A 26,195-nucleotide genomic window follows, 5' to 3' on the forward strand; every position below is an offset into this window, starting at 1 on the left:
CAATCGGCGCTCCGCCATGCCCGGCGAGAAGGTGTTGCTGCGGCGACACTGTGGGGTAAATCCGAACCGATTGCGTGCTCGCGTTCCGCGCTACACTTGATCGAAGGTGCGCCAGAATCAAGAGAATGGCGCACGCTCGGGGAGAGCAGCCATGAATCGGCCACTGATTCGGTTACCGCTTCGCGCGACAGGCATGACGCCCGTCAGGAAGTGGCTCATATGGGGGCTGGCAGCGGGATTCCTGCTCGCGCTGGCCTTGGCGGCCCGCTTTATCCAGGTTGAGATCGAAACGTCTCGACTGCAGGCGCGCTATCTCTCCGAACTCACGCGCGACGTGGGTTTCTCCGTCGAGAACGGTCCAAGTCATTCCATCCGGTTCCCTCAGGCAGACAAGGGCCCCTACGACAGCCGCCTCGGCTACGCGTTGCTGCCGTCGTTCCAGCAGCGCTTGCTCGAACGTGGGTTTGAAATCAGCGCGCAGTCGCGTGATTCCGAGCGAATGCTGTCGCTGGCCGATAACGGCTTATTTATTCCCTACGCCGAAAAAGATCAGGCGGGGCTGCAACTCTTTGACGGTACCGGCGCGCCGCTCTTTGGTGCACAGTATCCAGGCCGCGTTTATGACAGCTTCGATTCGATCCCGCCGTTGATCGTCAATTCGCTGCTGTTTATCGAAGACCGCTATCTGCTCGATCCGGATCAGCCGAACCGTAATCCGGCAATCGACTGGGGGCGCTTTAGCCACGCGCTCGTCGACCAGGGCGCGCGCGTGTTCAATCGGCATCAGTCGACGCCGGGTGGTAGCACGCTCGCTACGCAGATTGAGAAGTTTCGCCACTCGGCAGGTGGGCGCACGGCAACGCCGCCGGAGAAATTGCGGCAAATCGCATCCGCCTCGGTACGCGCTTATCTGAATGGCCCGCAGACCATGCCCGCGCGTCAGCAGATCGTCGTCCACTATCTCAACTCGGTACCGCTTGCCGCGCAGCCGGGCATCGGCGAAATCAACGGGATGGGCGACGGGCTCGCCGCCTGGTACGGTCGCGATTTCAACGACGTCAACCGCGTTCTCAAAGCGCCGTCGACAGAAGCGAATCTTGCGGAGCAGGGTGTGGCGTTTCGCCAGGTGCTCTCGCTGATGATCGCGCAACGTGCGCCGTCGTATTTCCTGCATCACGGCTATGCCGAACTTGAACGTTTGACGGATAGTTATCTGCGCTTGCTGGCGAGCGGCGGTGTCATTTCGATCCCGCTGCGCGATGCCGCGCTGTCCGCGCAAGTGGATCTGCGCCGCGCACCGGAAAAAACGCTGAACGCCGACTCATTCGTGTCGCGCAAAGCCGTGACGTCGATGCGTTCGCACCTGTTGACGGCGCTCGGCATCCCGAGTTTCTATGAACTCGACCGGCTCGACTTGCAGGCAACGGGCACGCTCAACAATGCCGTGCAGCAGGCCGTGAGTGAACGTCTTGCCGCCGCCGCGACGCGCGACGGCGCAAAAGCCGCGGGACTCGTCGGCTATGAAATGCTGCGCGCCTCCGACGACCCGTCGAGAATTGCTTATAGCTTTACGTTGTTCGAACGGCGTGACGGCGGGAACCTGGTGCGGGTGCAAACCGATAGCGTGAACCAGCCTTTCGACATCAATTCCGGCGCGCGACTGAATCTCGGTTCAACCGCGAAAATGCGTACCGTCGTGACGTATTTGCAGATCGTCTCCGATCTGCACGCGCGTTATGCCCCGTTGAGCACAACGGAGCTGAAAGCCGTGAGGCCCGATCCGAACGATCAGCTCACGCGCTGGGCGCTGGATTATCTGGCGCATACCCCGGACCGCTCGCTGCAAGCCATGCTCGACGCGGCCGTGGAGCGCAAATACTCGGCAAGTCCAGGCGAAACGTTTTACACGGGGGGCGGCGCGCAGACTTTCAACAACTTCGAATCCGACGACAACAGCCGCATTCTCACCGTGCACCGCGCATTCCAGCATTCGGTCAATCTGGTGTTCGTGCGGCTGATGCGCGATATCGTCCACTACGAGATGGTGCAGACCACCGGACCGTCGTCGCAATGGCTGGGCGACCCGGCGATTCGCAAGATGTATCTCACGCGTTTCGCCGATCAGGAAAGCCGCGTGTACATGAATCGTTTCTACACGAAGTACCACGGCAAGGCGTCCGAGCAGCAACTTGCCTTGCTGCTGCTTGGCGTGCGCAAATCGCCGCCTAAAGTAGCAACTGTGTTGCGCAGTGTCGCGCCGGACGAATCGAACGCGTGGTTCAACGCGAAGATGCGTGCGGCGCTGAAGAATACGCCGGCTGCCTCCATCCTGGACGACGAGGACCTGGCGAATCTGTACGACAAATATGCAATCGACCGCTTCAATCTGAACGATCGCGGCTACATTTCGAGCGTGCATCCGCTGGAACTGTGGACCCTCAACTATCTGCGCGCCCATCCCGACGCGACGCTCGACCAGATACAAAGCGCGAGCCGCGACGTGCGCCTGTCGACCTATTCGTGGCTCTTCAAGACTCGCTATCACGCCACCCAGGATCGCCGCATCAAGCGGATGGTCGAACTGCGCGCCTACGATGCGATCGGTAAATCGTGGCAGGCGCTCGGCTATCCGTTCGCGACGCTCACGCCGTCGTATGCGGCGGCGATCGGCGCGTCCGGCGACCGGCCGGCTGCGCTCGCGCAACTGATAGGCGTGATTGCCAACAACGGCAACAAGGTGCCGACCGAAAGTCTCACGCAACTCGACTTCGCGAAAAACACGCCGTACGAAACGCATTTCCAGCGCGCGGCGGTGGCGCCGCAGCAGCAGTTGTCGCCGGAGATCGCCGGGGTGGTCAGGGGGCTGTTGCGTGATGTCGTATTAGGCGGTACGGCCAAGCGTCTCGCGCAGGGCATGACGTTCCCCAACGGTCAGACACTCGAGATTTACGGCAAGACCGGCACCGGCGACCAGCGTTTCAATGTCTGGGCCAAAGGCGCGCGCCTAATCGAGTCGCGCAAGGTGAACCGCAGCGCAACCTTCGTGTTCGTGATGGGAGACCGCTTCTACGGCACGCTGACTGCCTGGGTGCATGAGCCGTATGCGGCTCATTACGAGTTCACGAGTGCGCTCTCGGTGCAGTTGCTGAAGTCGCTAGCGCCGGTGCTGCAGCCCTTGCTGCAAAATCCGCCGGCCAAAACCGCTGCGATAGCGAAAGTCGCCGCGCAATGAGCAAGGGCGCCTAATAGCCGGTGTCCGTCGCCGGCTTAAGGAAAAGCTCGTGCACCGGCGCGAAATGCGCATACAGCGGCAGAATTGCGCCGCCCATCGCCCGCGCATCGGCGCCGATGGTGCCTTCCAGTAGTTGCGGACGCACCATGCCTTCCCATTCGAAGCGATCGAGCACGCGCTCGGTTCGGCGGATGATTTCGCGGACCAGTTGCCGGTCGAGTTCACCGTCGATCACCACCGCCTCCAGGTCGAGCAAGGCAGCCGCATTGGTCAATGCATTGGCGATCGCGGGACACGCGGTGTCGAGCCATTGTTCGGTCTGCCGCCACAGTTCAGGCGACAACGCACGATGATCGTGCGCGGCGGCGGGCGGCACGCCTGCATCGCTCAATAGCCGTTCCAGAACGAAACCCGATGCTGCGTGCAGCAGTTGCCGCGCGGGTTTGCGAGTGCTGCCGTCCCGCAGCGGTATCGAGCCGACTGCGCCGGCGTTGTCGTGCGGTCCGGCATGCAAACGGCCGTCGATCACCAGGCCGCCGCCGATAAACGTCCCGACGAACAGGTACAGAAAATTGTGAATCCCGCGGCCCTGGCCCATCACGAGTTCGGCCGCGCAGGCCGCGGTAGTGTCTTTGGCGAACTCGACAGGCAAGCCCGTCATCGTCGCGATGCGGCTGCGCAAGTCGATCTCGTGCCACGCTTCCAACGCATCCTGCGGGGCGCCGAGAAAATCGCGCCAGCCGCCGAGCCACAACGGCGCCGCCACGCCTACGCCAACCACTTTGTTTGCCTTCGCGCCGAGCGTCTGATTCACGCGCGCCAGTTTGCTTTCGAGCGCGGGGAATAGTGTGCGCGGATCGGGATAGGCGTAGTCGAATACATCGCGGCACACCACGTGGCCCGCGAAATCCATCGCCAACACGTCGAGGCTGCGTCTGCCCACCTTGATGCCGATGGTGTACGCGCCGTCGGCACGCAGTGCGATCGGTACCGAAGGTTGGCCGATGCGGCCGCGCACGCGCGCCTGCTTTTCGAGCAGGCCGTCGTCGATCAGACGGTCGACGATCATCGAGACGGTCTGCATCGACAGACGCGTGAGGCGTCCCACGTCGGCCTTCGGCAGCGGCCCGTGCAAACGGATCGCCTGGAGGACGATTCGTTCGTTGAACTGCCGCATGCCGACCTGGTTCGAGCCGACCGTGCGTTTGAGAGGCGAGCGTGTACCGGTGGTGTCCATCGTCGTGTGCCCCTCAGCGGGATGCGTGCATCATGCAATCGCCTTGACGTCCGCTTGCTTCGCGCCCGTCATGATCGCCACGGCCTCCGACATGTGGATGTCTTTGGTGTTGACCACCGCGGCGCGCCTGCCGAGCCGCTGGATATGAATACGATCCGCGACTTCGAACACGTGCGGCATGTTGTGGCTGATCAGGATCACCGGCAAGCCGCGATCACGCACGCGGCGGATCAACTCGAGCACCATGTTGCCTTCTTTGACGCCGAGTGCGGCGGTGGGCTCGTCGAGAATCACCACATGCCGTGCGAACGCCGCGCTACGCGCGACAGCCACGCCTTGACGCTGGCCGCCGGATAAGGTTTCGACCGCCTGGCGCATCGAGCGGATGCCGATCTGCAAATCCTTCATGTGCGCGGTGGCTTCGTCGAGCATGCGGCGTTTGTCGATCATCTTGAAGATCGAGCCGCGCCGGCCCGGTTTGACGAGCTCACGGGCCAGAAACAGGTTTTCGGCGATGCTCATGGCGGGCGCCACCGCGAGTTCCTGGTACACGGTTTCGATGCCTTGAGCGCGCGCATCCAGAGGGCTGCGGAATTTGACCGGCTTGCCGTCGAGCAGGATTTCGCCTTCATCGGGGATGGTGGCGCCGGAAAGCGCCTTGATCAATGACGATTTGCCCGCGCCGTTGTCGCCGATCACAGCGAGAATCTCGCCGGGCAGCACTTCGAAATCGCAGCCGTCGAGGGCGGTGACGTTGCCGTAGCGTTTGACGAGTCCGCGCGCCTGCAGAACGGGCATCACGGCAGAAGCGGAAGTAGGTGTCGACATGACAGGTTCCTTTGGGCGTTCAACCGCGACGATGGGAAAGTTTGTCCGCGGCAACCGCGAGAATCACCAGCATGCCGGTGATCAACACCTGGTAGACCGAAGAGACACCGATTAGCGTCAGGCCATTGCGAAACACGCCGACGATCAGCGCGCCGAGCAGGGTTCCGCTAATCGAGCCGCGTCCGCCGAACAGACTCGTGCCACCCAGTACCACTGCCGTAATACTGTCGAGGTTCTCGGTTTGCCCCGCTTGCGGATCGCCGACGCCGGTGCGCGACACGGACAACAGCGCGGCGATGCCATAGATCGCACCGGCCAGCGAATACACGGTCAGCAGAATCTTTTGCGACGAGAGGCCCATCAGGCGCGCGGCTTCTGGGTTATTGCCGAGCGCGTACAGATGCCGGCCGGGCACGGTGTCGCGCAAGACGAACCATGTCGCCCCATACATCAGCAGTGTCAGCACCGTGCCGTAGGTGACATCGGCGGGCCCGAGTTTGAACGTGTTGCCGAGGAACATGATCGCGTCCGGCAGGTTCGAGACGCTCTCCGCGTTCGAATAGATCTGCGTGAGGGCGAATGCGATATTCAGCGTACCGAGTGTGACGATGAAGGCGGGCAGTTTGATACGCGTGATCAGCACGCCGTTGAGCGCACCGAACAACGCGCTCGCGGCGATGCCGCACAGAATCGCGAGAACGGGCGGCACGCCGAGCGTGACCGCGAATTTGGTCATGATGATCGAGCCGAACGCCATCACCATCCCGCACGACAGATCGATCCCGCCTGTCAGCACGATCAGCGTCTGGCCGATGGCGATGACGGCGACCACCATCGTCTGCTGCAGGATCAGCGAGAGGTTCTGGAACGACAGGAAGCGGTTGCTCTGCGAAATGAAGAAACCGCAGGCCAGCAGCAGGGCGATCAGCGGTCCGATTTCAGCGAGCGACGGCAGGTGGTCGGTGAAGGTGCGCGGGTGGCCGGCGGGCGCGGAAGGTGTCGACATGATAGGTGTCCTCGATGCATGAACGTGGCGGGCAGGCCACGTGGCAAATACGGCGGCCGGCCATCTGGCGGCCGGAGTCCCGGTGTTCGGCGTCCCGGGCCGGCGGTCCAGTGGCTGGCAATCCGTGAGCGGCCCAGCGAAGTGGGCCGCCGTTTAGTGCGCGTTACTTGTTGCCCCAGCAGTTGTCGAGGCCGTACTTCGTATCCTTGCTGTCGACGCCGGACATCGCCTTATCGGTGATCAGCGTCACGCCCGTGTCCTGATAGCCGGAGACTTTCTTGCCGGTCTTCGCATACTCGACACCCGCCGTCACGCCGAGCGAGGCCATCTTCAACGGATACTGCTGCGAGGTCGCCGCAATCGCACCGGCCTTCACATTACGTACGCCTTCGCAGCCGCCGTCGATGGAAACGATCATCACGCTCTTGTCCTTGCCCGCTGCCTTGAGCGCGCGATACGCACCCGCTGCAGCCGGTTCGTTGATCGTGTAGACCACATTGATATCCGGCGATTTCTGCAGGCAGTTTTCCATCGCCGTCTGGCCCTTCGACTGATCGCCGCGGGTGTCCTGGCTGCAGACGATCGACGGGTCGCCTTCCTTCACACCGAAGCCTTCCAGGAAGCCGTTATGACGTAGCACGCCAACCGAGACGCCGGGCGCAAGATCGAGCGTGGCGATCTTTGCGGGCTTGCCGTTCATGGCGGCTTTTGCGTACTTGCCGATCAGCACGCCGGCTTTGAAGTTGTCGGTGGCGAAGAGGGCGTCTGTGGCGTCTTGCGGATCGGTCGGCGTATCGAGCGCGACCACCATCACGCCGGCGGCGCGCGCTTTCTTGATGCTCGGCACGATCGCTTTGGTATCGCTCGGCGTGATCAGAATCGCTTTCGCGCCGGCCGTCATCATGTTTTCGATGGCGGTGACCTGGCTCGCGTTGTCGCCGTCGAACTTGCCGGCGGCGGTGAGCAACTTGGCGCCGTCTTTCGATGCAGCCGCTTCAGCGCCCTGTTTCATCTTCACAAAGAACGGGTTGGTGTCAGTCTTGGTGATGAGGCCGACAACAGGCTGGTCGGCCGCCTGGCTCGCGCTCGCACACCACACGGCCGACGCCGCGACGCACATCGACACGATTTTCCTGGCGACAGGATGCCTGCGGGAATTCAGATTCATGGGACGCTCCTCCGGTTATTGGTCACGACGTTGTGAACTGCGGGTGATTGCACACGCGAACGCTGCGCGCTTGCCGCCTGCTTGCGATCTGGTTTCGAACCTGATGCGATTCCAATGCAATGCAAAACTGGCTGCTTAAATCACTTTGGTTGATTTAGTACAGCAGGCGCGAGGACGCTCGTCAAGGAAGCGATCAGGAAGGGCGTCGACGCGCCAAAGCGGCCGCCAAGGCGGCAGGCCATACGTGACGGGGCTTTTCGGGAGTGGTGCGATGCAAGATCGAGCGCCGGTACCTCGGGAAAGTCCTGGCTCGGTTGAAAGCTGGTTGAAATACTAATTGATACGTTGCGACGGTTTTGACTGCCGTCGCGAAGGTAGTAAGCGGCGGCTAAAAGCAGCGATTCTCATCGGCGATGACAGCAAACCTGATCAACGCCGTGAGAATCGTGGCGAGCGTGCCCGAAGGTGTTTACCCGCGCGGCGTGAGCCTTTGACGCTTCGTTTCGAGTTGCGTGACGACACGCTGCAAGACCCGTTCGGCTGGCCCCGGCGTCGTCACGAACTTGCAGCCGATCATGAAGCGCAGGTCGCCCTTCGGCGTAGTCAATTGCCGTGGCGCGACGATTTCCAGATCGAGCGTAAGCGTGCCGAAGCTGCCGAGTTGCAGCGTGACGTCGCGCAATACGGTGCCGTTTTCAAGCGAGCCGAAACGTGCATCGGCAGTGTTCAACGCCACGCCGCCCAATGAAAGATCCTGCAGTTCGAGCCTGAACGAACCGCCGTCCGCATACGGCCCGCTAGCGATGTACGGATCCAGCACGGGCGTTTGCACACGGAAGAATTCGCGGCGCTGCACGTAGTACAGGAGCGAGGGGAAGGCTGCCTCGAAAGCCGGGCGTCCCTCGAACATGATCGGGTCTGCGTTGAGCGTCGTGAACTCCGTGCGAATGCCACCTGGCAAACTGCGAAAGATCAACTGGCGCGCAGACGGCAGCGCGTAATTGTCCAGCTGCGTATTGCCGGCGTCAAAGATAAAGCGGGCATTGCGCGAGTCGACATCGAGTACCTGCGTCACGATCTGGCGGCCGTTGAATTCCACCGTCACGAAGTCCTGTCCGGACATCAGCTTGCGCAGGCAGACTGCGATTTGCAAGGGATGGCGCTGCGCGAAGGTCGAGTCTGCGTCGGTGGTCTGTTCGGCGAGATCGGCGTCCAGCAGAAGAGCGGCATTCATTTGAGTATCCATGCTTGTTATGGCCCTGGCCTGGCCGGTTGGGGGAGCGCAGGCGGCATGTGAGTCATGCCGGCGCTCGGCCTTTTCCTGCTTTATCGCAGGGACCGTGCCAACTGCATGGATGGACTGATTAAAACGGTGTTTTTTGCCACGGAGCCGCTTGATACGGGCGTTTGCGGACGGTGGCCCGGGAGGTGGGGGCGGCCGTTGCCAGGGTTCGCTACGTAACGTCCTCGATGTTGTTACGGCCACGTTACCTCGGGCGCGACACCCCCGTCGACGCACGCACAACCAGTTTCGGCGCGGAGGAAATCCGCATCGGCACGCTTGCCGCTGGTTGATGACCCGCTTGTCCATACGACGATTCGATCAACTCGCGCAGCAGCGACACCGCCAGGTCGGCGACTTCGACAGTCGGCACGGCGACTGTGGTCAACGCGGGCCGCGATTCGCGCGCCAGTTGAATATCGGTGATGCCGATCACGGACAGATCACCCGGCACGTTCAGGCCAAGATCGGCGGCGGCGTGCATCGCGCCAAGCGCCGGCAGATCGTTGGTCGCGAAGATCGCGGTGAGTTTTGGATCGGCTTCCAGCAGCGCACGCGCCGCGGCGTAGCCGCCCTGTATCGTATCGGGCGCATGCTTGACCCGTCCTTTCGGCGCGCCGGCCGCATGCAGTGCATCGACAAAACCTTCGTAACGGGCTGCGTGAATGCCCGAGGCCTTGCTGCCGACAATCGCGCCGATCCGCCGGTGTCCGAGCGTCAGCAGATGCGCGCCGGCCAGTTCGCCTGCCAGACGAAAATCGACCGCTACACAAGGCAGCCCCGGCGGCTCATTGGGCCGTTCCCACATGCACAGCACCACGGGCGTGCCGCGCGATTCGGTCGTATGAAGGTCGGCAAAGTCCAGGTTCGCATTGGTGACGAGCACACCCTCGGAAAGCGTCCCAGCGATCTGGTCGAGATAAGCCCGCCCGGTCAGCGGATTTTCGTTCGTATTGCAGATGATCACGAAGTGGCCGCTGCTGCGCGCCGCGTGTTCGACCGCGAGCGCGAACTCCGGATAGAACGGATTGGCAATGCTCGACACCATCAACGCCAGCGTCGGCGCGCGGCCTTCGGCGAGCGCGCGGGCGGCCAGATGCGGGCGGTAGCCGAGCACGGCGACGGCGTCCAGCACCCGCTGCCGGGTGCTCGCGCCGACCCGGCCGCGATTGCGCAGCACGTTCGACACCGTGGCAGGGGTGACGCCGGCGTGACGCGCGACTTCGCTAAGGGTTGTCATAATAGTTATTCAATATTTGGGATGGGTGTCCGGCATTTGCATCACAGCCCAAGGCGCGGCACCATTTGCCGCACAGACAAAACGATATCGGAGACAGGCAAGGCCCCAGCGATCGGAAGCGATCGATTTTTTCGGCCCTGCTGATTAAGCGCTTAATCTCCGACGTCGAGCCGATTAAATCACGGAGTCGATGCGATGGCGAGCATTTCGTTGAGAGGCGTGCAGAAGGCGTATGGCGACGGCGCGCTGGTGATCCGCGATGTCGATCTGGAGATCGGCGAGAACGAGTTCTGCGTGTTTCTCGGTCCGTCCGGCTGCGGTAAATCCACCTTGCTGCGAATGATCGCCGGCCTCGAAGACGTGACCGACGGAGACCTGTCGATTGCCGGCCGCCTCGTCAACGACGTCCCGGCGGCACAGCGCGGTGTGGCGATGGTGTTCCAGAGCTATGCGCTGTTTCCGCATATGACCGTGTTCGAGAACATGGCCTTCGGCCTCAAGCTCGCTAAAACTCCCAAGGACGAAATCGACCGCAAGGTGCGGGAAGCCGCGCGCATCCTGCAACTTGAGGCGCTGCTCGAGCGCCGGCCCAAAGCACTGTCCGGCGGCCAGCGGCAACGTGTGGCGATTGGCCGGGCCATCGTGCGCGAGCCGGGCGTGTTTCTGTTCGACGAACCGCTCTCCAATCTCGACGCGACGCTGCGCGGCCAGACCCGCATCGAAATCGCGCGGCTGCATAAGCAGTTCGCCAAAGCCAGCGTGGTGTACGTCACGCACGACCAGATCGAAGCGATGACGCTTGCCGACAAGATCGTGCTGCTGCATGCGGGTAAGGACACCGAGCGCTACGGCAGCATCGCGCAGATCGGCGCGCCGCTCGAGTTGTATCACCGCCCGAGGAGCCGCTTCGTCGCCGGTTTCATCGGTTCGCCGCGGATGAATTTTTTGCCGGGGCGGGTGGCGTCGGTTGATCAGCAGGGCGTGATCGTCACGCTCGACGATACGTCCGAAAACGTGCGCGTGCCGGTCGGCGGCGATGGACTCCAGGCGGCGCAACCCGTCACGCTCGGTGTACGCCCGGAGCACTTGGAATTCATCGACGCGGCAGTTTCTGAAAACCCGCCGGGCGCCGTTTTGAGCCGCACCGTATCCCTCGTCGAACAACTCGGCGAGCACAGCTACGTCCACCTCGATCAGCCCGGCGGCGCCACGCTGATCGCCAAGGCGCCCGGCGACACACGCCTCGCGCCGGGCGACCGCGCGAGCTTGCGCGTCCCCAGCCGCGCTTGCCATTTGTTTACCGAAGACGGCTTTGCCGCAGCTTCGCTCGAATCCGTCGAACACTACGCATAGAGGACATTCGGATGCGCCTTGGAGTCTGTTATTACCCGGAACACTGGCCGGAGTCGATGTGGGAAGACGACGCTCGCCGGATGAAAGCCCTCGGCATCGAGCAGGTGCGAATCGCCGAATTTGCGTGGAGCCGGATGGAGCCAACGCCTGGCGAGTACGACTGGGGCTGGCTCGATCGCGCGATCGATGTGCTCGGTGCAGCCGGTCTGCAGGTCGTCATGTGCACGCCCACCGCGACGCCGCCCAAGTGGCTGATCGACCGTCATCCGGACATTTTGCCGATCGGGGCGGATGGCCGTCCTCGCGCCTTCGGCTCACGCCGTCATTACGATTTCTCCTCGCCTTCGTATTTCACGGCATCGCAGCGGATCTGCACGGCGGTCGCCGAGCGTTACGGCAAGCATCCGGCCGTTGCCTACTGGCAGACCGATAACGAATTCGGCTGCCATCACACGGTGGTCAGCTATTCGCCCGCTGCAGTGGGGCGCTTTCGCGAGTGGCTCAAGGCGCGCTATCAAACGATCGATGAGCTGAACCGTGCGTGGGGCACGGTGTTCTGGAGCATGGAGTACCGCAGCTTCGACGAGATCGACGCGCCGGTGGCGACGGTCACCGAAGCGCATCCGTCGCACCGGCTTGATTACCGGCGCTTCGCCTCCGACGAAGTGGCGCGCTACAACCGCATGCAGGTCGAGATCATCCGCGCGCATTCGCCGGGGCGGCCGGTCGCGCACAACTTCATGCAGCTCTTTACCGAGTTCGATCACTACAAGGTGGCGGCCGATCTCGACGTTGCCGCGTGGGACAGCTATCCTCTCGGCGCACTCGAAGAGCAGTGGTTTGCGCCGGACGTGAAAGCGCGCTGGTTGCGCAGCGGGCATCCCGACTTCGCGTCGTTCAATCATGACGTGTACCGCGGCATGTCGAAGCTGCCGTTCTGGGTGATGGAGCAGCAGCCCGGCCCGGTGAACTGGGCGCAGTGGAATCCGGCGCCGCTGCCTGGCATGGTGCGGCTATGGAGTTGGGAGGCGTTCGCGCACGGTGCGGGCTGCGTGTCGTATTTCCGCTGGCGCCAGGCGCCGTTTGCGCAGGAGCAGATGCACGCTGGTTTGAACACACCCGATAATCGGCTCGATGTGGGCGGCAACGAAGCGGCGCAGGTTGCCGACGAGATTCGCGCGGTGCTCGCCGCGAACGCCGACGCCAACGCAGCGATCCGCTCGAAGGTTGCACTCGTCTACGACTACGAAGCGAAGTGGCTCTTCGAGATTCATCCGCAGGGCGCGGACTTTCACTATCCGCGCTTCGCATTCGAGTATTACTCGGCGCTGCGCGCGCTCGGGCTGGATGTCGATATCGTGCCGGTCGATGCAGCTCTCGACGGCTATCGTTTGATCGTCGTTCCGCCTCTGCCGATCGTGCCCGCGGATTTCGCCGCCCGGTTGGCGAGCTCGGGCGCGCAAGTCGTGCTGGGTCCCCGCGCCGGTTCGAAGACGGCAGACGTGCAGATTCCGGCGAACCTGCCGCCGGGCGCGCTCGCTTCAGTGTTGCCGCTGCGTGTGTGGCGAGTCGAATCGATGCGGCCGAATGTGACCGAAGCAGTGCTGCTCGTGGATAACCAGGACGCGACTCCGGAGGACGGCGTTGCGCGCCACTGGCGCGATTTCATCGACAGCGATACAGCGGATTCGCTCGACGTGCGTGCCCGTTTTTCGGATGGTCATCCCGCCTACGTGAAGAGCGGCGCGTTTCACTACCTCGCGAGCCTGTTCGACGATGCGCTTACGGTCCGCCTGTTCGCCCGCATCGCCGAAGAAGCGGGCGTCGAAACGACACCGCTCGGCGACACCGTACGCTTCAGCCGTCGTGGCGCGCTGACCTACGTATTGAACTACGGCGATCAGACGTACACGCTGGCCCATGTCGCCGACGACGCTTTCGTGATCGGTTCACGCGCTATCGAACCGCAAGGTGTGGCCGTCTATCGATCTGGCAAATGATCTGACGCGCTGAACGAAGGATTCCATGCAGTAACAACAACGACGCAAAATCAAGGCATAAAGGAGACAGCAACATGGCACTGAAACCTCGCAAGATTCTGCTGGCACTTGCGCTGGCCGCGGCCGCCGCAGGCGTGTCCGTCGTCAGCACGGCGCAGGCCGGCACGCTCGCGGTCAACATCGCGTTCAAGGGCGCGAGTCAACGCGCAGTCTGGCAGTCGATCATCGACGACTTCAAGAAAATGCATCCCGGTACCGACGTGAAGGTGTCGTTCGTCGACGAAGAAGCGTACAAAGTTCAGTTGCCCGGTTGGCTCTCCACCGTCGCGCCCGATATCGTGAACTGGCATGACGGCGAGCGGATGGCGTATTACGCGCAGCGCGGCCTGTTCGAAGATCTGAGCGGCGACTGGGCGAAGAACGGCTGGAACGACATGTATGCGTCGACGAAGGAAGCGTCGTCGTATAAGGGCAAGCAGTACGCCGCTCCGACCGTGTACTACTCGTGGGGCATGTTCTATCGCAAGGACCTGTTCCAGAAGGTCGGCATTACCGGTGAACCGAAAACGTGGGATCAGTTTCTCGACGACTGCAAGAAGCTGAAAGCAGCGGGCATTACGCCGATTGCCGTGGCTGGCCGTGATTCATGGACGCTGGCCGGCTGGTTCGATTATCTCGACCTGCGCCTGAACGGCAACGCGTTCCATCAGAAACTGATGGCGGGCGATATTGCGTACACCGATCCGCGCGTGAAGAAGGTCTACACGACGTGGAAGCAACTGATCGACGCCGGCTATTTCATCGACAATTCGCTTTCCTACGATCTGGATGCGGTGCAGCCGTTCCTGTTCCAGGGCAAGGCCGCGATGATGCTGATGGGCACGTTCATCACGGGTGGTTTCCCGCCGAACGTCAAGCCGGAAATGGGCTACTTCCAGTTCCCGATCATCGACGCGAACGTGCCGACCGCCGAAGACGGTCCGGTCGAATCGCTGCATATTCCGTCGAAGGCGAAGAACAAGGCCGATGCGCATGCCTTCCTTGCGTTCGTCCAGACGCCGGAAAATGGTGCGAAGCTGGCGGCCGGGCTCGGCTCGCTGTCGGCGAACAGCAAATCGCCGGAACCTGAGGATCCGATTTCGAAGATCGGCTTCCAGATTCTCGCGAATACGAAGGGCGGCATTGCGCAGTTCTACGACCGCGACATGACGAAGGAAATGGCCGATGAAGGGATGAAGGGAATGCAGCAATTCATCTCCGATCCTTCGAAGCTCGACGACGTGCTCGCGCAACTCGAGCAGACGCGTAAGCGGATCTACAAGAAGTGAGCGGTGGCGGCCCGGGTTTAGGTCCTGGCGTGGGCCGCTACTTGTTGCATCAGATTGGCAACTATGTTGCATGGGACCAGAGTACGGCACTAAAGCGCCAACTCTGGTCGACAGGAGAATGATCGTGTCGCACTCCGTCACCCGTCACACCGTCGGCGGTCCTGCCGCACCGGCCTCGGGCGGTGCATTGCGCGGCGGGCCGCCTGGCGCGGCGCGCCGGCGCCGTCCGTCGCCGACCGCGCGCCGGCAGCGGCGAGCCGCTTTCCTGTTTCTCGCGCCGGCCTGCGTGATGGTGGCGATCTACGTCGTGTGGCCGATCATCTCGACTGTGCGCCTGAGCTTTTTCAACTGGGATGGGATGACCGACCCATCTTTCGTCGGTCTCGCAAACTATATCGAGTTGTTCCATACGCCAACGTTCTACACGGCGCTGAAGAACAACCTCATCTGGTTGCTGCTGTTCCTGCTTGCGCCGCCGATGGGGCTCGCCGTCGCGCTCTATCTGAACCAGGCCGTGGCCGGCATTCGCATCGTCAAATCGCTGTTCTTCGCGCCGTTCGTGTTGTCGGGCGTGGTGGTCGGCTTGATCTTTTCATGGTTCTACGACCCGACCTTCGGCCTGCTCGCGGTGATTCTCGGGCACGGTGTGCCGGTACTTGGCGACCCTCGTTACGCGACCCTCGGGATCGTGTTCGCGGCGTTGTGGCCGCAAACCGCGTATTGCATGATTCTTTACCTGACCGGCCTGACGTCGCTGAACGCCGAGCAGATCGAGGCGGCGCGAATGGAGGGCGCGCGCGGCTGGTCGATGCTGTGGCACGTGATCCTGCCGCAATTGCGGCCGACCACGTTCATGGCGATCGTCGTCACGGTGATCGGCGCGTTGCGCAGCTTCGATCTGATTTCGGTGATGACGAGCGGCGGACCGTTCGAAAGTTCGACCGTGCTCGCGTACTACATGTACGACCAGGCAATCAAGTATTACCGCATCGGCTATTCCGCGGCGGTGGCAGTGGTGCTGTTTGCCATCATGCTGGTGTACATCGTCTATCACCTGCGCCGCATGCTGCGCACCGAGCAATAAGGAGCCGATCATGTTTCCGATCCCGATCGACAAATGGAAGCCGGTGACGCGCCGTGCGTACAAACTGACGTTGCCGCTCGCGCTGCTGATCTGGTTGCTGCCGATGATCGCGGTGCTCGTGACTTCGGTGCGTTCAACGGAAGAATTGAGCGAAGGCAACTATTGGGGCTGGCCGAAGCATTTCGCGATGTTCGATAACTATCGCGAGGCGCTGACGACCTCGCCGATGCTGCATTACTTCTGGAACAGCGTGCTAATTACGGTGCCCGCTGTGGTGGGTTCGATTGCGCTTGCGGCGATGGCGGGATTCGCGCTGGCTATTTACCGGTTTCGCGGGAATTCGACGTTGTTCGCGACGTTTGTTGCGGGCAATTTCGTGCCGGTGCAGGTGTTGATGATTCCGGTGCGGGACCTGTCGCTGCAACTCGGTTTGTTCAATACGGTAAGCGCGTTGATTCTGTTCCATGTGTCGTTTCAGACGGGATTTTGCGCGCTGTTTCTGCGGAATTTCATCAAGCAGTTGCCGTTTGAGTTGGTCGAGGCGGCGCGGATCGAAGGCGCCAATGAGTGGACCGTGTTTTTCAAGATCGTATTGCCGCTGATCCGTCCCGCGCTGGCGGCGCTGGCGATTCTCGTGTTCACGTTCGTGTGGAATGACTACTTCTGGGCGCTGTGTCTCACGCAAGGTGACGACGCGGCGCCGATTACCGTAGGCGTCGCGGCGTTGAAAGGGCAGTGGACGACGGCGTGGAATCTGGTTTCGGCGGGGTCGATTCTTGCCGCGTTGCCTTCGGTCGCGATGTTCTTTGCGATGCAGAAGCATTTCGTGGCGGGCTTGACGTTTGGGGCGACGAAGGGGTGAGGAAGGCGCTGGTAGAAACTCAACGCACAACCTTCTTCGGGCTAACTCACATTGAAATGCACACGGATGTCCTGTCGGCTTTCGACCGGATGTCCAGCTTGCATCGCCGGAAAGAATCGCCATTTACGGAGCGTTTCGAGCAGGATCTGGTTGAGACGCGGGTTGGCGGTCGGCTTGACGAGTTCGACATCGACTGAGCCGTCAACGTGAATGGCGAAGCGGGCGGTCGCGACGGTTTGATACGCCTGGTCACGTAAATCGTCGGGGAGTTCCGGCAACGGTTGAGCGATGGCGCGCGCGGTTGTCTCGCCGGACGATGTGGCCGATGGCGTGGCGTTTGCTCTTTCTTCGGAAGAGAGACTCGCAGCGCGCGCAGGCGGCTCGGCTGTCGGCCTCGGTTCTTGAACCGTGGGAGCCGACTGAGTGGGCGTAACGCTTTGTACCGATCGCACATCCGGCTTCGATGGAACAGGTGGCGTCGCGCGTGCTTGTGTTGACGCGTGAGGGCGCGAATTGGCGGGTTGTCGTGGCTTTGCCGATGCGATAGGAGCGGGCATAGCATGAGTAGCCGGAGCCAGCGGAGGATCAAGCTCCACCACCCGCATCTCGAGTGGCTTATCAGGCCCATGCACGGACGGTGTTGTACCCAACCATCGCCCCAACTGAAACAGAAACCCGATCCATACGACCAGCGCGACCAGCACCGCGAGCGCAATCCGTATCCGCGGAGCATCGTCCAAAGTGTCCGCAAGGCGCATCCGGCTACTCACGACGCACGGCGATCAAAAACCGCTCAGCCCCCGCGCGGCGCGCGGCCAGCATCGCCTGAACGACTATGCCGTGGCCCGCCGCGTCGTCCGCATCGATCACAACATTGCCGTCCGCTTGCAGCAGGCGTTTTACCGTCGGTTCGACCTGATCGAGATGGACGGACTGACGGTTCACGAATACCTCATTGCTGCGGTCCACTGAAATGGTCAGGGGTTCATGGGCGGCCATCTTTTGCGCGCTGCCGGCAGGGAGGTTGACCCTGAGCGCATCGAGCCGCTGCATCGCGAGCGATGCGAGCATGAAGGTCGCCAGCAGAAAGAACATCACATCGATCATCGGAATGATTTCGATGCGACCGCGCTTCGCCGCGCGCGAACGCTTGAACTTCACGGCTGCGCTCCCGCGGACGTGTCGGCAACGGCAAGGCGGATTTCGCTGAGTCGCGCATTCGCGAACGACTCGAGTTCATCCATGAGTCGTTCGAGCCGGCGGGAAAAATAGTTGAACGCAAAGAGCGCGAACAGGGCGACGACGAGGCCAATCGCGGTTGCCACCAGAGACTGGGCCACGCCGCCGGTCACGCCACCCGGATCGACGAGACCATCGCCGCCGAACAACTGGAACGAATGCATCATGCCGACGATGGTGCCTAACAGACCCAGCAGAGGCGCAGCCGTCACGATGGTTTCCAGCACCCAGAAACCTTTGCTCATGTCGCGTAAGATTTGTGCGGCAACCGATTGCGCCTTGGCCTCGCGTAGCCACAGCGGTACAGAAGGATCGGGCGCCCACGGCGCGCTCATGCGTCTGAATGCGTTCTGACTGGAGACATCTTTCAATCTGCCGGCCCAATCAAGGGCCGAGCCGGGCGCCGCAATGTCGTGTGTGCCACGCAGCGTGCCCGACAACCGGCCAAAACGCAGAAACACATAGGCCCGGTCGAGGGCGATGGCGACTGTCAGAATGGCGAGTATCGTCAGCGGATAGATGACCCATCCGCCTACGCGTACCGCCGCTAGAACGCTTGTCCAATCTTGCATGCTCTACCTCTTCGTAGCTGGACAGAATCAGAAATGCTTGGTGACGCCGGCGTAGACGGCAAAATGTGGGCCGTACTGTGGGGCGCCGACGCCGATACCCGATCCGTCGCGCAACTCATAGACGCGGTTGAACGCGTTGATCACGACGAGGCGTGCATCGAATTTGCCGATGAGAGGCTGGTTGAAGTGCTGTATCACGCCGAGATTGACTTGCGCATAGACCGGCAGCCGATCCGTGTTCGCAAAGCCGCTACGCAAACCGCTTCCTACGAGTCCGTCGAATGTGAAGGTCGTTCTGCCGAGATCGTAGGTTCCACCGAACGACGCGGTGATGCGTTGGTCGTGATCCAGATAGACCCAGTGATTGTTGATATAGGCGAGTTCCGCCGGGTCGAAATTGAACTGCGCTGAATCGATCTGCGTGCCCTGCGCGCGACTCCACGCGAGATTCACATACGCAGATACGTTGTCCTGTTTGTAGTTTGCCGTGAACTCGACTCCATATACGCGTCCCTCCCTGTAGTTGAACGGCGTGAAGATGAGCGCCGAGCCGAACTGTCCTTCATCGAGCAGATTCGCTGACTTCTTGTAGTAAGCGTCGAGTCCGATTGTCACGTTCGACCCAAGACGCTGGGTCACACCGAGATCGAAATAGTGGCTGCGTTCAGGTTGCACCTGGTCGTTCTGGTTCGATGGACTCTGGTTGGTCGTGCCATTGAAGCGGCTGATGGTCGAGCCGGACACCAGCTCGAACGCAGGCGGCGTGAAATAGCGCGCGTAACCGGCATGCAGCGTCGTGGCCGGCGTCAGCGCATAGACAAGACCGATGCGTGGGCTAAGCTGGCTCGCGCTGACATATTCGTCCATCTTGTCGTAGCGCAGACCATAGTTCAGCGTGAGCTTGTCTGTGATTTTCCACTCGTCCTGTACGTAGGCGCTGTACAGATAACCGGTCTTGCTGCTGGAGTCCTGAATATCGAAGGGCTGATCGGAAAGTTGGTTGCCGTTGCTGTCCGTCGCGAATACGTTGACGCTGTCGTTGAACACCGCATGTTCTTGCTGGAAGAAGATACCCGCCCGCACCGTATGCTTGTCGTTCAGCCGCCAGGTCGTGTCCACCTGTGCGCCATTGGCCGAGTTGCTGTGAAAGTCCTGCGACGCCACGCCGTTAAAGAGCAGATCGCCGACCGGGTCGGGATTGAATTGCGTCCGCGTGTAGCGTGTAAAGAGGGCAACCTGATAGTCGAGTGCGCCGCCATTGGTGCCCTGGAGGGCCACCACCGCGAAGTTGTTCAACTCCGATTGCGTTTCGTTCAGTTGGCTCGAATCGAACGTGTTGCTGCCGTTGAGTGTGAAGTTGGTCGGCAAGCCGGGTATGTTGGGAATCTCGAACTGGTTGCTCGTCGTGCCGAACATCACGCTCACGCGGGTGAGCGGGTTGATGATGTACGACATGTAGCCGAACGCGTCGCCCTGACGGGTGTGATCGTGAATCGCGTTGGCACTGGCTGTGGGATTCTCGATCCCGAGGTTGTTCATGCCGAGCGAGCCGCTGAAGTAGTAGCTGAACGGCCCTTCATTGCCGAATACATCCGCGCTGGTCTTGATTGTCTGATGGCTGCCGCCGAACACGTCGATGGAGCCACCGTTGCCGGCATCGCCCGTCTTTGTGCGGATGTCCACCACGCCTGCCGTGCGGTAGCCGTATTGTGCCGGTAACGCGCCGGTGAGCAGGTTCACCTGATCGATGATGCGGGTGTCGAGTGCCTGGCCGAAACCGCTGATCGGCTCGGGAATGATGATGCCGTTGATGCGGTATTGCAGATTCGCATGATCACCGCGCACGTGCAGTTGCCCGTACGAGTCGCTTGCCACGCCGGGCGCCTGGAGCAACACCTGGTTCAGCGGCGTGTCTTGCCCCGCGGGCAGCGCATTGATATCGGCCTGGCTGAAGCGGTACACGCTGCTGCCGGTTTCCGGCAACAGTCCGTTGCGGGCTCGATCGAGACGCTTTGCGTTCACCTGAACGTCGAGCGTGTCGCTTTGAGCGAGTTTGACGCTTACCGCGCTTTCTGCGCCCGCAGTTGTGGTCGCCATGCTGCTGCCGCTCGCGAATCCCGGGGCCGTAACTACGATCGCATAAGTGCCCGGTGTCACATGGCCGATCGCAAAACGGCCGTCTGCATCCGTCTTTGCCTCATTGACTGCGGCGCCGCTTGCGTTCTGAACGCTCACGGTGGCGTTCCGGACGGGTTTGCCCGCTGCGTCAGTGACGGCACCCGTCACCGAACCTTCGTCGGGCGCGGCATGGGCATGAGCGGCGATAGCGAACAGCAGCAAGGCTGCATGGGAGACACGCGTGCGGTTTTTCATCGTTATTTATTCAGGGTGAGCACTGGGTGGATGTGTTTTCTGTCTTGCTGACGTTTTTCCTGGACGAAACACGGATGACGAGGCGTGCGCTGACTGGTCCCGATCAAGCGGGCACCTTGTCGCCATCCATTTTGCGTAATGTTATATCATTACATCGAAAAACAAAAATGACAACCCGCCGGAAGGCACGGCGAGCGATTGGGGAAAGTGAGGAGGGGCGTTTTACGCGTGAGGGGCGGCCCGGATTCGGACCGCCGTAATCGTTGGGCGCGAGGGGAGGGATGCTCGCGCGCGGTGATTTCGACGAACGGTTTGCCCATAGCCGCCGATGACCCGCATGTCACGAAATCATCGGCGAGCGTTCAGGCGTTCACATCAAACGGCCTGCAGACTCAGTGTCCAAAGCCGTTGCTCTTGATATAAGCGGACAGTTTCGCGATATCCAGGCTGCCCCAGCCGGTCGGATAGTCCCAACCGGTGCTCGCCTTGTAACCATAGCCGCTGTAGCCGTTGTTGCCCGATGTCACGTCGTGCACCAGCAAAGGCGTCGAGCTGATAGCGCCGTAAAAGCTGGCCGCGGGGAAGCTCAGGCTATTCGAATTCGCGGTTTGCAAACGTGCCCGCAGCCTGACGAAGATCGGCGAAGCGAGGCTCGTCGTGTGTGGCGCCCTGCAATGGAGGCGGGACTCTAATTGATTTAATGACGATGTCGCTCCGTCATTAATTACAAAATCATTTACTTATGCTAATTCGCTAGTGATGCGCAGGGATTTTAGGTGTTTTAAATTAAAGGGTAGGTCTGTTAAATTGAAATTGAAATTAATTGAGCCGTGTCGCCAAAGGGGAAATAAAAAACAATGCGGGCTGTAACTAAATCGTTGGCGCGGACGGACGCCTCATAACGCCACCGTCCGCTCGCACCCGGCATCGGCATTCGACAGCCAGCCAGTCATCCGCTGATGTCCGAACCACTTCCAGAAGTGCATCGTCAGCGGTCAACTGCCGAAGTACGGCGTGCAGAAGCCTACGGGGCCGACACACGCCGGCATCGCCGCGCCTGCCGAGTGAGCAGGTGTGCTGGACGAGCGTTGGCCTGCCGCCGTCGAACCCGACATCGCCGGGCCTTCGCCACTCGTGTTCGTCTTCAGACGTGCGGCCTGCTGCGCGAAGATCGGGCTGATCTCGGGGTACGACGCGTCGGTCACGAGGCGCGAGCCGTTAGCTTCTGCCTGAACCAGTTCCTGGCGCACTTCCGCGCGGGTCTTTTCCTGTGCCGATGCCTGGGTGACTGCACCGGCTGATGCAAGGAGGATCATCGAAAGGGTCATTGCAAGGTTGAGTTTCATTTTGGATGCCTAATTAAGGTTGATTGAATCTAACGATCTATGTGATTGAGAACTGCGTCTTTACTTGTCCAACTGTTTGATCCACGTGCTGCTGAAGCTGCGCAGAAGCGTTTCTGCTTGGTTTCTGCTTTCGCTCGTGGACCGTCTGCTTGCTGCCGTCCATGTAGGGGCAAACACATCGAGTGGCTGCTTATTCCAGATTTTTTGCAGCGTCGAGGAAGGGCGCGAATCTTAGGTTTCCCGGAATCGGCCCGCGATCGCCGGGCTAAGTACTAGATACTGGAAGGTCCAGATTGCGCCCCGGTCTAACGAAAAATCTCGGCGATGAGGTTGGCCACCGTGCGGATGCGCTCGCTATCGCGTAGAGCGGGATGCAGCACCATCCACACATCCTGGTCGAGCGCCTTGATGTGTTTCTCGATGCAAACGAGATCGCTCGTGGTGTCGCCCGCGAGCTGGGCAAGCACGCCGAGCCCGGAGCCGCCCAGCACGCCGTCGAATACGCCCATGCCGTAGCTGCTCCGAAGCGAAGGCGCAGGCGCGCCGGGCAGGGTTTTCAGCCATTGCGTGGCCGGGTGATCGGGCTGCCGGTCGTCATAACCGACAAACGACAGCTTGTCCCACTCCTTCCGCGTAATCGCTGCCTTGTGGCGCAGGTAATAGTCGCGCGAACCGAACAGGCCGAAGCGGATCCGGCCGATGCGCCGGACATACAGATCGCCCTCGTCAGGGCATTCGGACCACAGTGCGATATCCGCTTCACGGCGGGCAAGGCTGTACGGCCGCCGCGAGGTCAGCACCTCGATGGCGAGGCCGGGCAGCCGGTCCTGGAACGAACCGAGCAATTTAAGCAGAATGTAAGATGGCCATTCGACGGCGTTGATCCGCACCGTGCCGTGAGCCGCAGCGCCGCCGGTCACGTCCGCGGCACGCTCGATCTGGTGGGCCAGATCCTCCATCTGCTCGGCCCAGGCCAGCACGCGCGCGCCGAATGCCGTCACCGTACAGCCCGACGGCACCCGGTCGATAAGCGGCTCGCCCAGTCGCCGTTCAAGCTCGGTCAGACGGCGCGACAGGGTGGGCGGACTCAGATCGCATGCCGTCGCGGCGGCTCGCATCGTGCCGCCGCGCGCGATTGCCACCAGAATCCGCAGGTCGTCCCAGTCTACGTGTTCCATTTTTGAAACGCTCGATTTTGAAATTAGGCATAGCATAACGTGGATCGCGAGGATAGCATTGGACCTGGCCATACTCGTCCCAGCATCTGGCAAAGAAGCCTGAGGGCTTCATTGGCAGTTGAAGGCAAGTGTGGCGAACCTGCCCATCACACGACTCAACGGCTATCAGTCACTACGTAGACCGAACGAGCGATACGGAGACATCAATGATTCGTCATTTCCAACCGGCGCGGCGTCGCGCTATCGTAGCCAGCGCAGCCTTCTTCGCAGTGTCGATTCTGCCGGGCGCAGCGTTCGCTCAGGCCGCCCACAAGCCGAAAGTCGCACTGGTGATGAAGTCGTTGGCGAACGAGTTTTTCCTGACCATGGAAACCGGCGCGAAAGACTATCAGAAGCAGAACCCCACGAAATTCGATCTCGTCACGAACGGCATCAAGGACGAAACGGATACGGGTAACCAGATTCGTATCGTCGAACAGATGATTGTGTCGAAGGTCGACGCACTCGTGATCGCCCCGGCCGATTCCAAGGCGCTGGTGCCGGTTCTGAAGAAAGCGGTCGACGCCGGCATCATCGTGGTCAATATCGACAATAAGCTGGACCCGGACGTGCTCAAGTCGAAAGACCTGAACATCCCGTTCGTCGGCCCGGATAACGCCAAGGGCGCACTGAAGGTGGGCGACTACCTGGCCAAGCGCCTGAAGTCGGGCGACAACGTCGCCATTATCGAAGGCGTCTCGACCACCACCAACGCGCAGCAACGCACGGCCGGCTTCAAGCAGGCTATGGCGACGGGCGGCATGAAGGTCGTCTCGCTGCAGTCGGGTGAGTGGGAAATAGACAAGGGCAACGCCGTCGCGAGCCAGATTCTCAATGCGAACCCGGACGTCAAGGCGCTGCTGTGCGGTAACGACAACATGGCGATCGGCGCGGTATCGGCCGTGCGCGCGGCAGGCAAGGCCGGCAAGGTGCAGGTGGTCGGCTACGACGACATCAACGCGATCAAGCCGATGCTCGCCGATGGCCGTGTTCTTGCCACTGCCAATCAGTACGCCGCCAGACAGGCCGTGTTCGGTATCGATACGGCTCTGAAGGCAATCGCTGAACACAAGAAGCAGTCGGAATTGTCGGGCGTCGTCGAAACGCCTGTCGATCTGGTCACCAAGTAAGATTGGGGTAACACGTGGCCCGCGTCGTTTGCGGGCCACCCCGCCTGATCTTTGTCTGGCTTTATCAATCTGATGTCCACTCCCAACCTATCCCTTGCCGTTGCCCCGCCCGTGCTGACTGTTCACGGCATCGGCAAGACCTACGCCGGGCCGGTGCTCGCCGATATCTCGCTGGATCTGTACGCGGGCGAGGTGCTGGCGCTGACCGGCGAAAACGGCGCGGGCAAGAGCACCTTGTCCAAGATCGTCGGCGGTCTCGTTACGCCAACCACTGGTTCGATGACGCTTGGCGGCGCAGCTTACACGCCGGGCAGCCGCAAGGACGCCGAGGCGCTCGGCGTGCGCATGGTCATGCAGGAGTTGAACCTGCTGCCGACCCTTTCGGTGGCGGAGAACCTGTTCCTGAATCGTTTGCCGCAGCGCGGCATGTTCGGCTGGATCGACCGCGCCAAGTTGCGCGAGGACGCCCGGCATGCCATGGCGCAAGTCGGGCTCGACGCGATTCATCCTGACACGCTGGTGGGCACGCTGGGCATCGGCCATCAGCAGATGGTCGAGATCGCGCGCAATCTGATTGGCGATTGCCGCGTGCTGATTCTCGACGAACCCACCGCGATGCTGACCGCCCGAGAGGTTGACCTGCTGTTCGAGCAGGTCGAGCGGCTCAAGGCGCGCGGCGTGGCGCTGGTGTACATCTCGCACAGACTTGAAGAATTGAAGCGTATCGCGCGGCGCGCTGCCGTACTGCGCGACGGACGGCTCGTGCATGTCGACGAGATGGCGAACCTCTCGGCGGACCGTCTGGTTACGCTGATGGTTGGGCGTGATATCGGCGAACGGATCGATCTCGGCGAACGGCGCATTGGCGACGTGGCGCTCAAGGTCACAGGCATGACCCGTGAGCCCGTTGTGCGCGATGTGTCCTTCGAAGTGAAAGCAGGTGAGATTTTCGGCATCAGCGGTCTCATCGGCGCGGGCCGCACGGAATTGATGCGGCTCGTCTACGGAGCCGATCGCGCGGACGCCGGTACGGTGTCGATCGCGCATGGCGGTGGCCCGCTTCAGCCCGTGACGGTGTCGTCGCCGTCAGACGCCGTGAAGAACGGCATCGCGCTGATAACGGAGGACCGCAAAGGCGAGGGCCTCCTGCTAACGCAACCGATTGCCGCCAATATCTCGCTCGGCCATTTGCGCTCGGTATCGAAGAACGGCGTGGTCGACGCCCGTCGCGAGGCGGCGCTGGCGCGCAAACAGATCGACGCCATGAGTATCCGCAGTTCAGGGCCGTCGCAACCGGTGTCGGAACTCTCCGGCGGCAACCAGCAGAAGGTGGTGATCGGCCGCTGGCTCGCGCGCGATTGCACGGTGTTGCTGTTCGACGAGCCCACACGCGGCATCGACGTCGGGGCGAAGTTCGATATCTATGCCCTGATGGGCGCGCTTGCGCGGGAAGGCCGCGCGTTGGTGGTGGTGTCGAGCGATCTGCGCGAATTGATGTCGATTTGCGACCGGATCGGGGTGATGTCGGCAGGACGGATGACGGGCATGTTCGAGCGCGGAAGCTGGACCCAGGACGCGCTGCTCGCAGCGGCGTTCGCGGGCTATACGAAACGCGACGCGCTGCTGCACGATCCGATCGAACCCGACGCCAAAGCGCCCGACTCAGCGGCGCCCGATCAAAAATCTGTGGAGTATTGA

Annotated in this window: 20 protein-coding genes and 1 pseudogene; 8 read left to right on the forward strand and 13 right to left on the reverse strand. The window is 61.5% G+C overall.

Annotation, left to right across the window (positions count from 1 at the left end; genetic code table 11):
• Positions 1–151: 151 nt before the first annotated feature.
• Complete coding sequence (locus PQQ86_RS26535; RefSeq protein WP_408273640.1) at positions 152–3,232, forward strand: transglycosylase domain-containing protein; 3,081 nt, start codon at positions 152–154, stop codon at positions 3,230–3,232.
• A 10-nt stretch (positions 3,233–3,242) separates the two neighbouring features.
• Here the strand turns inward: PQQ86_RS26535 and PQQ86_RS26540 are convergent, their stop codons facing one another.
• The 6 genes from PQQ86_RS26540 to PQQ86_RS26565 form a co-directional block, all read right to left on the reverse strand.
• Positions 3,243–4,469, reverse strand: coding sequence for an ROK family transcriptional regulator (locus PQQ86_RS26540; RefSeq protein WP_408273643.1), 1,227 nt, complete (start codon positions 4,467–4,469; stop codon positions 3,243–3,245).
• A gap of 30 nt (positions 4,470–4,499) precedes the next feature.
• A complete protein-coding gene (locus tag PQQ86_RS26545; protein WP_408273647.1) occupies positions 4,500–5,297 on the reverse strand; it encodes an ATP-binding cassette domain-containing protein in 798 nt (265 codons plus the stop codon).
• A 19-nt stretch (positions 5,298–5,316) separates the two neighbouring features.
• A complete protein-coding gene (locus tag PQQ86_RS26550) occupies positions 5,317–6,303 on the reverse strand; it encodes an ABC transporter permease (protein WP_408273651.1) in 987 nt (328 codons plus the stop codon).
• A gap of 163 nt (positions 6,304–6,466) precedes the next feature.
• Complete coding sequence (locus PQQ86_RS26555; protein ID WP_408195508.1) at positions 6,467–7,471, reverse strand: sugar ABC transporter substrate-binding protein; 1,005 nt, start codon at positions 7,469–7,471, stop codon at positions 6,467–6,469.
• 469 nt (positions 7,472–7,940) lie between these two features.
• Positions 7,941–8,705, reverse strand: coding sequence for a flagellar brake protein (locus PQQ86_RS26560; protein ID WP_408273654.1), 765 nt, complete (start codon positions 8,703–8,705; stop codon positions 7,941–7,943).
• A gap of 253 nt (positions 8,706–8,958) precedes the next feature.
• Positions 8,959–9,993: a LacI family DNA-binding transcriptional regulator gene (locus PQQ86_RS26565; RefSeq protein ID WP_408273657.1), complete on the reverse strand. Its 1,035-nt coding sequence runs from the start codon at positions 9,991–9,993 to the stop codon at positions 8,959–8,961.
• A gap of 195 nt (positions 9,994–10,188) precedes the next feature.
• Here PQQ86_RS26565 and PQQ86_RS26570 point away from each other — a divergent pair, with 195 nt between their 5' ends.
• From PQQ86_RS26570 to PQQ86_RS26590, 5 genes are all read left to right on the forward strand, one after another.
• The gene (locus PQQ86_RS26570; RefSeq protein WP_408273660.1) at positions 10,189–11,346 is read left to right on the forward strand and encodes an ABC transporter ATP-binding protein; all 1,158 of its coding nucleotides are present in this window, start codon (positions 10,189–10,191) and stop codon (positions 11,344–11,346) included.
• Between the two features lie 11 nt (positions 11,347–11,357).
• Positions 11,358–13,346: a beta-galactosidase gene (locus PQQ86_RS26575; RefSeq protein WP_408273663.1), complete on the forward strand. Its 1,989-nt coding sequence runs from the start codon at positions 11,358–11,360 to the stop codon at positions 13,344–13,346.
• A 74-nt stretch (positions 13,347–13,420) separates the two neighbouring features.
• Positions 13,421–14,674 carry an ABC transporter substrate-binding protein gene (locus PQQ86_RS26580; RefSeq protein ID WP_408273666.1) on the forward strand — a complete coding sequence of 418 codons (1,254 nt, stop codon included), beginning with the start codon at positions 13,421–13,423 and terminating at the stop codon, positions 14,672–14,674.
• A 118-nt stretch (positions 14,675–14,792) separates the two neighbouring features.
• The gene (locus PQQ86_RS26585) at positions 14,793–15,758 is read left to right on the forward strand and encodes a carbohydrate ABC transporter permease (RefSeq protein ID WP_408273669.1); all 966 of its coding nucleotides are present in this window, start codon (positions 14,793–14,795) and stop codon (positions 15,756–15,758) included.
• Positions 15,759–15,768: 10 nt separating this feature from the next.
• Positions 15,769–16,620 (forward strand): carbohydrate ABC transporter permease, encoded by an 852-nt coding sequence (locus PQQ86_RS26590; protein ID WP_054039020.1) that lies wholly within the window; start codon positions 15,769–15,771, stop codon positions 16,618–16,620.
• A 41-nt stretch (positions 16,621–16,661) separates the two neighbouring features.
• Here the strand turns inward: PQQ86_RS26590 and PQQ86_RS26595 are convergent, their stop codons facing one another.
• From PQQ86_RS26595 to PQQ86_RS26625, 7 genes and pseudogenes are all read right to left on the reverse strand, one after another.
• Entirely contained in the window at positions 16,662–16,898 is a 237-nt protein-coding gene (locus tag PQQ86_RS26595) for an energy transducer TonB (protein WP_408273672.1), read from the reverse strand.
• A 484-nt stretch (positions 16,899–17,382) separates the two neighbouring features.
• Entirely contained in the window at positions 17,383–17,781 is a 399-nt protein-coding gene (locus tag PQQ86_RS26600; protein WP_408273675.1) for an ExbD/TolR family protein, read from the reverse strand.
• A complete protein-coding gene (locus PQQ86_RS26605; RefSeq protein ID WP_408273678.1) occupies positions 17,778–18,431 on the reverse strand; it encodes a MotA/TolQ/ExbB proton channel family protein in 654 nt (217 codons plus the stop codon). The genes PQQ86_RS26600 and PQQ86_RS26605 overlap by 4 nt, the downstream gene beginning before the upstream one ends.
• 27 nt (positions 18,432–18,458) lie before the next feature.
• The gene (locus PQQ86_RS26610) at positions 18,459–20,804 is read right to left on the reverse strand and encodes a TonB-dependent receptor (protein WP_408273681.1); all 2,346 of its coding nucleotides are present in this window, start codon (positions 20,802–20,804) and stop codon (positions 18,459–18,461) included.
• A 392-nt stretch (positions 20,805–21,196) separates the two neighbouring features.
• Positions 21,197–21,460 (reverse strand): annotated as a pseudogene (locus PQQ86_RS26615) (peptidase S53); the annotation flags it as partial.
• Positions 21,461–21,799: 339 nt separating this feature from the next.
• Positions 21,800–22,150, reverse strand: coding sequence for a DUF4148 domain-containing protein (locus tag PQQ86_RS26620; RefSeq protein ID WP_408273684.1), 351 nt, complete (start codon positions 22,148–22,150; stop codon positions 21,800–21,802).
• Positions 22,151–22,455: 305 nt separating this feature from the next.
• Entirely contained in the window at positions 22,456–23,328 is an 873-nt protein-coding gene (locus PQQ86_RS26625) for a LysR family transcriptional regulator (RefSeq protein ID WP_054038995.1), read from the reverse strand.
• A 206-nt stretch (positions 23,329–23,534) separates the two neighbouring features.
• Between PQQ86_RS26625 and PQQ86_RS26630 the strand changes: the two genes are divergently transcribed.
• Both PQQ86_RS26630 and PQQ86_RS26635 read left to right on the forward strand, forming a co-directional pair.
• Positions 23,535–24,497, forward strand: a complete 963-nt coding sequence (locus tag PQQ86_RS26630; RefSeq protein ID WP_408273690.1) for a sugar ABC transporter substrate-binding protein — start codon at positions 23,535–23,537, stop codon at positions 24,495–24,497.
• 72 nt (positions 24,498–24,569) lie between these two features.
• On the forward strand, positions 24,570–26,195 hold the full coding sequence (locus PQQ86_RS26635; RefSeq protein ID WP_408273693.1) for a sugar ABC transporter ATP-binding protein: 1,626 nt from the start codon (positions 24,570–24,572) through the stop codon (positions 26,193–26,195).

Source organism: Paraburkholderia sediminicola (assembly GCF_046026675.1).
In the GTDB taxonomy this organism is placed as follows: Bacteria; Pseudomonadota; Gammaproteobacteria; order Burkholderiales; family Burkholderiaceae; genus Paraburkholderia; species Paraburkholderia sediminicola_F.

Bases quoted from the DNA above. Each gene is read 5' to 3' on its own strand.
- PQQ86_RS26535 (WP_408273640.1), top strand. From the start codon at position 152: ATGAATCGGCCACTGATTCGGTTACCGCTTCGCGCGACAGGCATGACG.
- PQQ86_RS26540 (WP_408273643.1), bottom strand. From the start codon at position 4,469: ATGGACACCACCGGTACACGCTCGCCTCTCAAACGCACGGTCGGCTCG.
- PQQ86_RS26545 (WP_408273647.1), bottom strand. From the start codon at position 5,297: ATGTCGACACCTACTTCCGCTTCTGCCGTGATGCCCGTTCTGCAGGCG.
- PQQ86_RS26550 (WP_408273651.1), bottom strand. From the start codon at position 6,303: ATGTCGACACCTTCCGCGCCCGCCGGCCACCCGCGCACCTTCACCGAC.
- PQQ86_RS26555 (WP_408195508.1), bottom strand. From the start codon at position 7,471: ATGAATCTGAATTCCCGCAGGCATCCTGTCGCCAGGAAAATCGTGTCG.
- PQQ86_RS26560 (WP_408273654.1), bottom strand. From the start codon at position 8,705: ATGAATGCCGCTCTTCTGCTGGACGCCGATCTCGCCGAACAGACCACC.
- PQQ86_RS26565 (WP_408273657.1), bottom strand. From the start codon at position 9,993: ATGACAACCCTTAGCGAAGTCGCGCGTCACGCCGGCGTCACCCCTGCC.
- PQQ86_RS26570 (WP_408273660.1), top strand. From the start codon at position 10,189: ATGGCGAGCATTTCGTTGAGAGGCGTGCAGAAGGCGTATGGCGACGGC.
- PQQ86_RS26575 (WP_408273663.1), top strand. From the start codon at position 11,358: ATGCGCCTTGGAGTCTGTTATTACCCGGAACACTGGCCGGAGTCGATG.
- PQQ86_RS26580 (WP_408273666.1), top strand. From the start codon at position 13,421: ATGGCACTGAAACCTCGCAAGATTCTGCTGGCACTTGCGCTGGCCGCG.
- PQQ86_RS26585 (WP_408273669.1), top strand. From the start codon at position 14,793: ATGATCGTGTCGCACTCCGTCACCCGTCACACCGTCGGCGGTCCTGCC.
- PQQ86_RS26590 (WP_054039020.1), top strand. From the start codon at position 15,769: ATGTTTCCGATCCCGATCGACAAATGGAAGCCGGTGACGCGCCGTGCG.
- PQQ86_RS26605 (WP_408273678.1), bottom strand. From the start codon at position 18,431: ATGCAAGATTGGACAAGCGTTCTAGCGGCGGTACGCGTAGGCGGATGG.
- PQQ86_RS26610 (WP_408273681.1), bottom strand. From the start codon at position 20,804: ATGAAAAACCGCACGCGTGTCTCCCATGCAGCCTTGCTGCTGTTCGCT.
- PQQ86_RS26620 (WP_408273684.1), bottom strand. From the start codon at position 22,150: ATGAAACTCAACCTTGCAATGACCCTTTCGATGATCCTCCTTGCATCA.
- PQQ86_RS26625 (WP_054038995.1), bottom strand. From the start codon at position 23,328: ATGGAACACGTAGACTGGGACGACCTGCGGATTCTGGTGGCAATCGCG.
- PQQ86_RS26630 (WP_408273690.1), top strand. From the start codon at position 23,535: ATGATTCGTCATTTCCAACCGGCGCGGCGTCGCGCTATCGTAGCCAGC.
- PQQ86_RS26635 (WP_408273693.1), top strand. From the start codon at position 24,570: ATGTCCACTCCCAACCTATCCCTTGCCGTTGCCCCGCCCGTGCTGACT.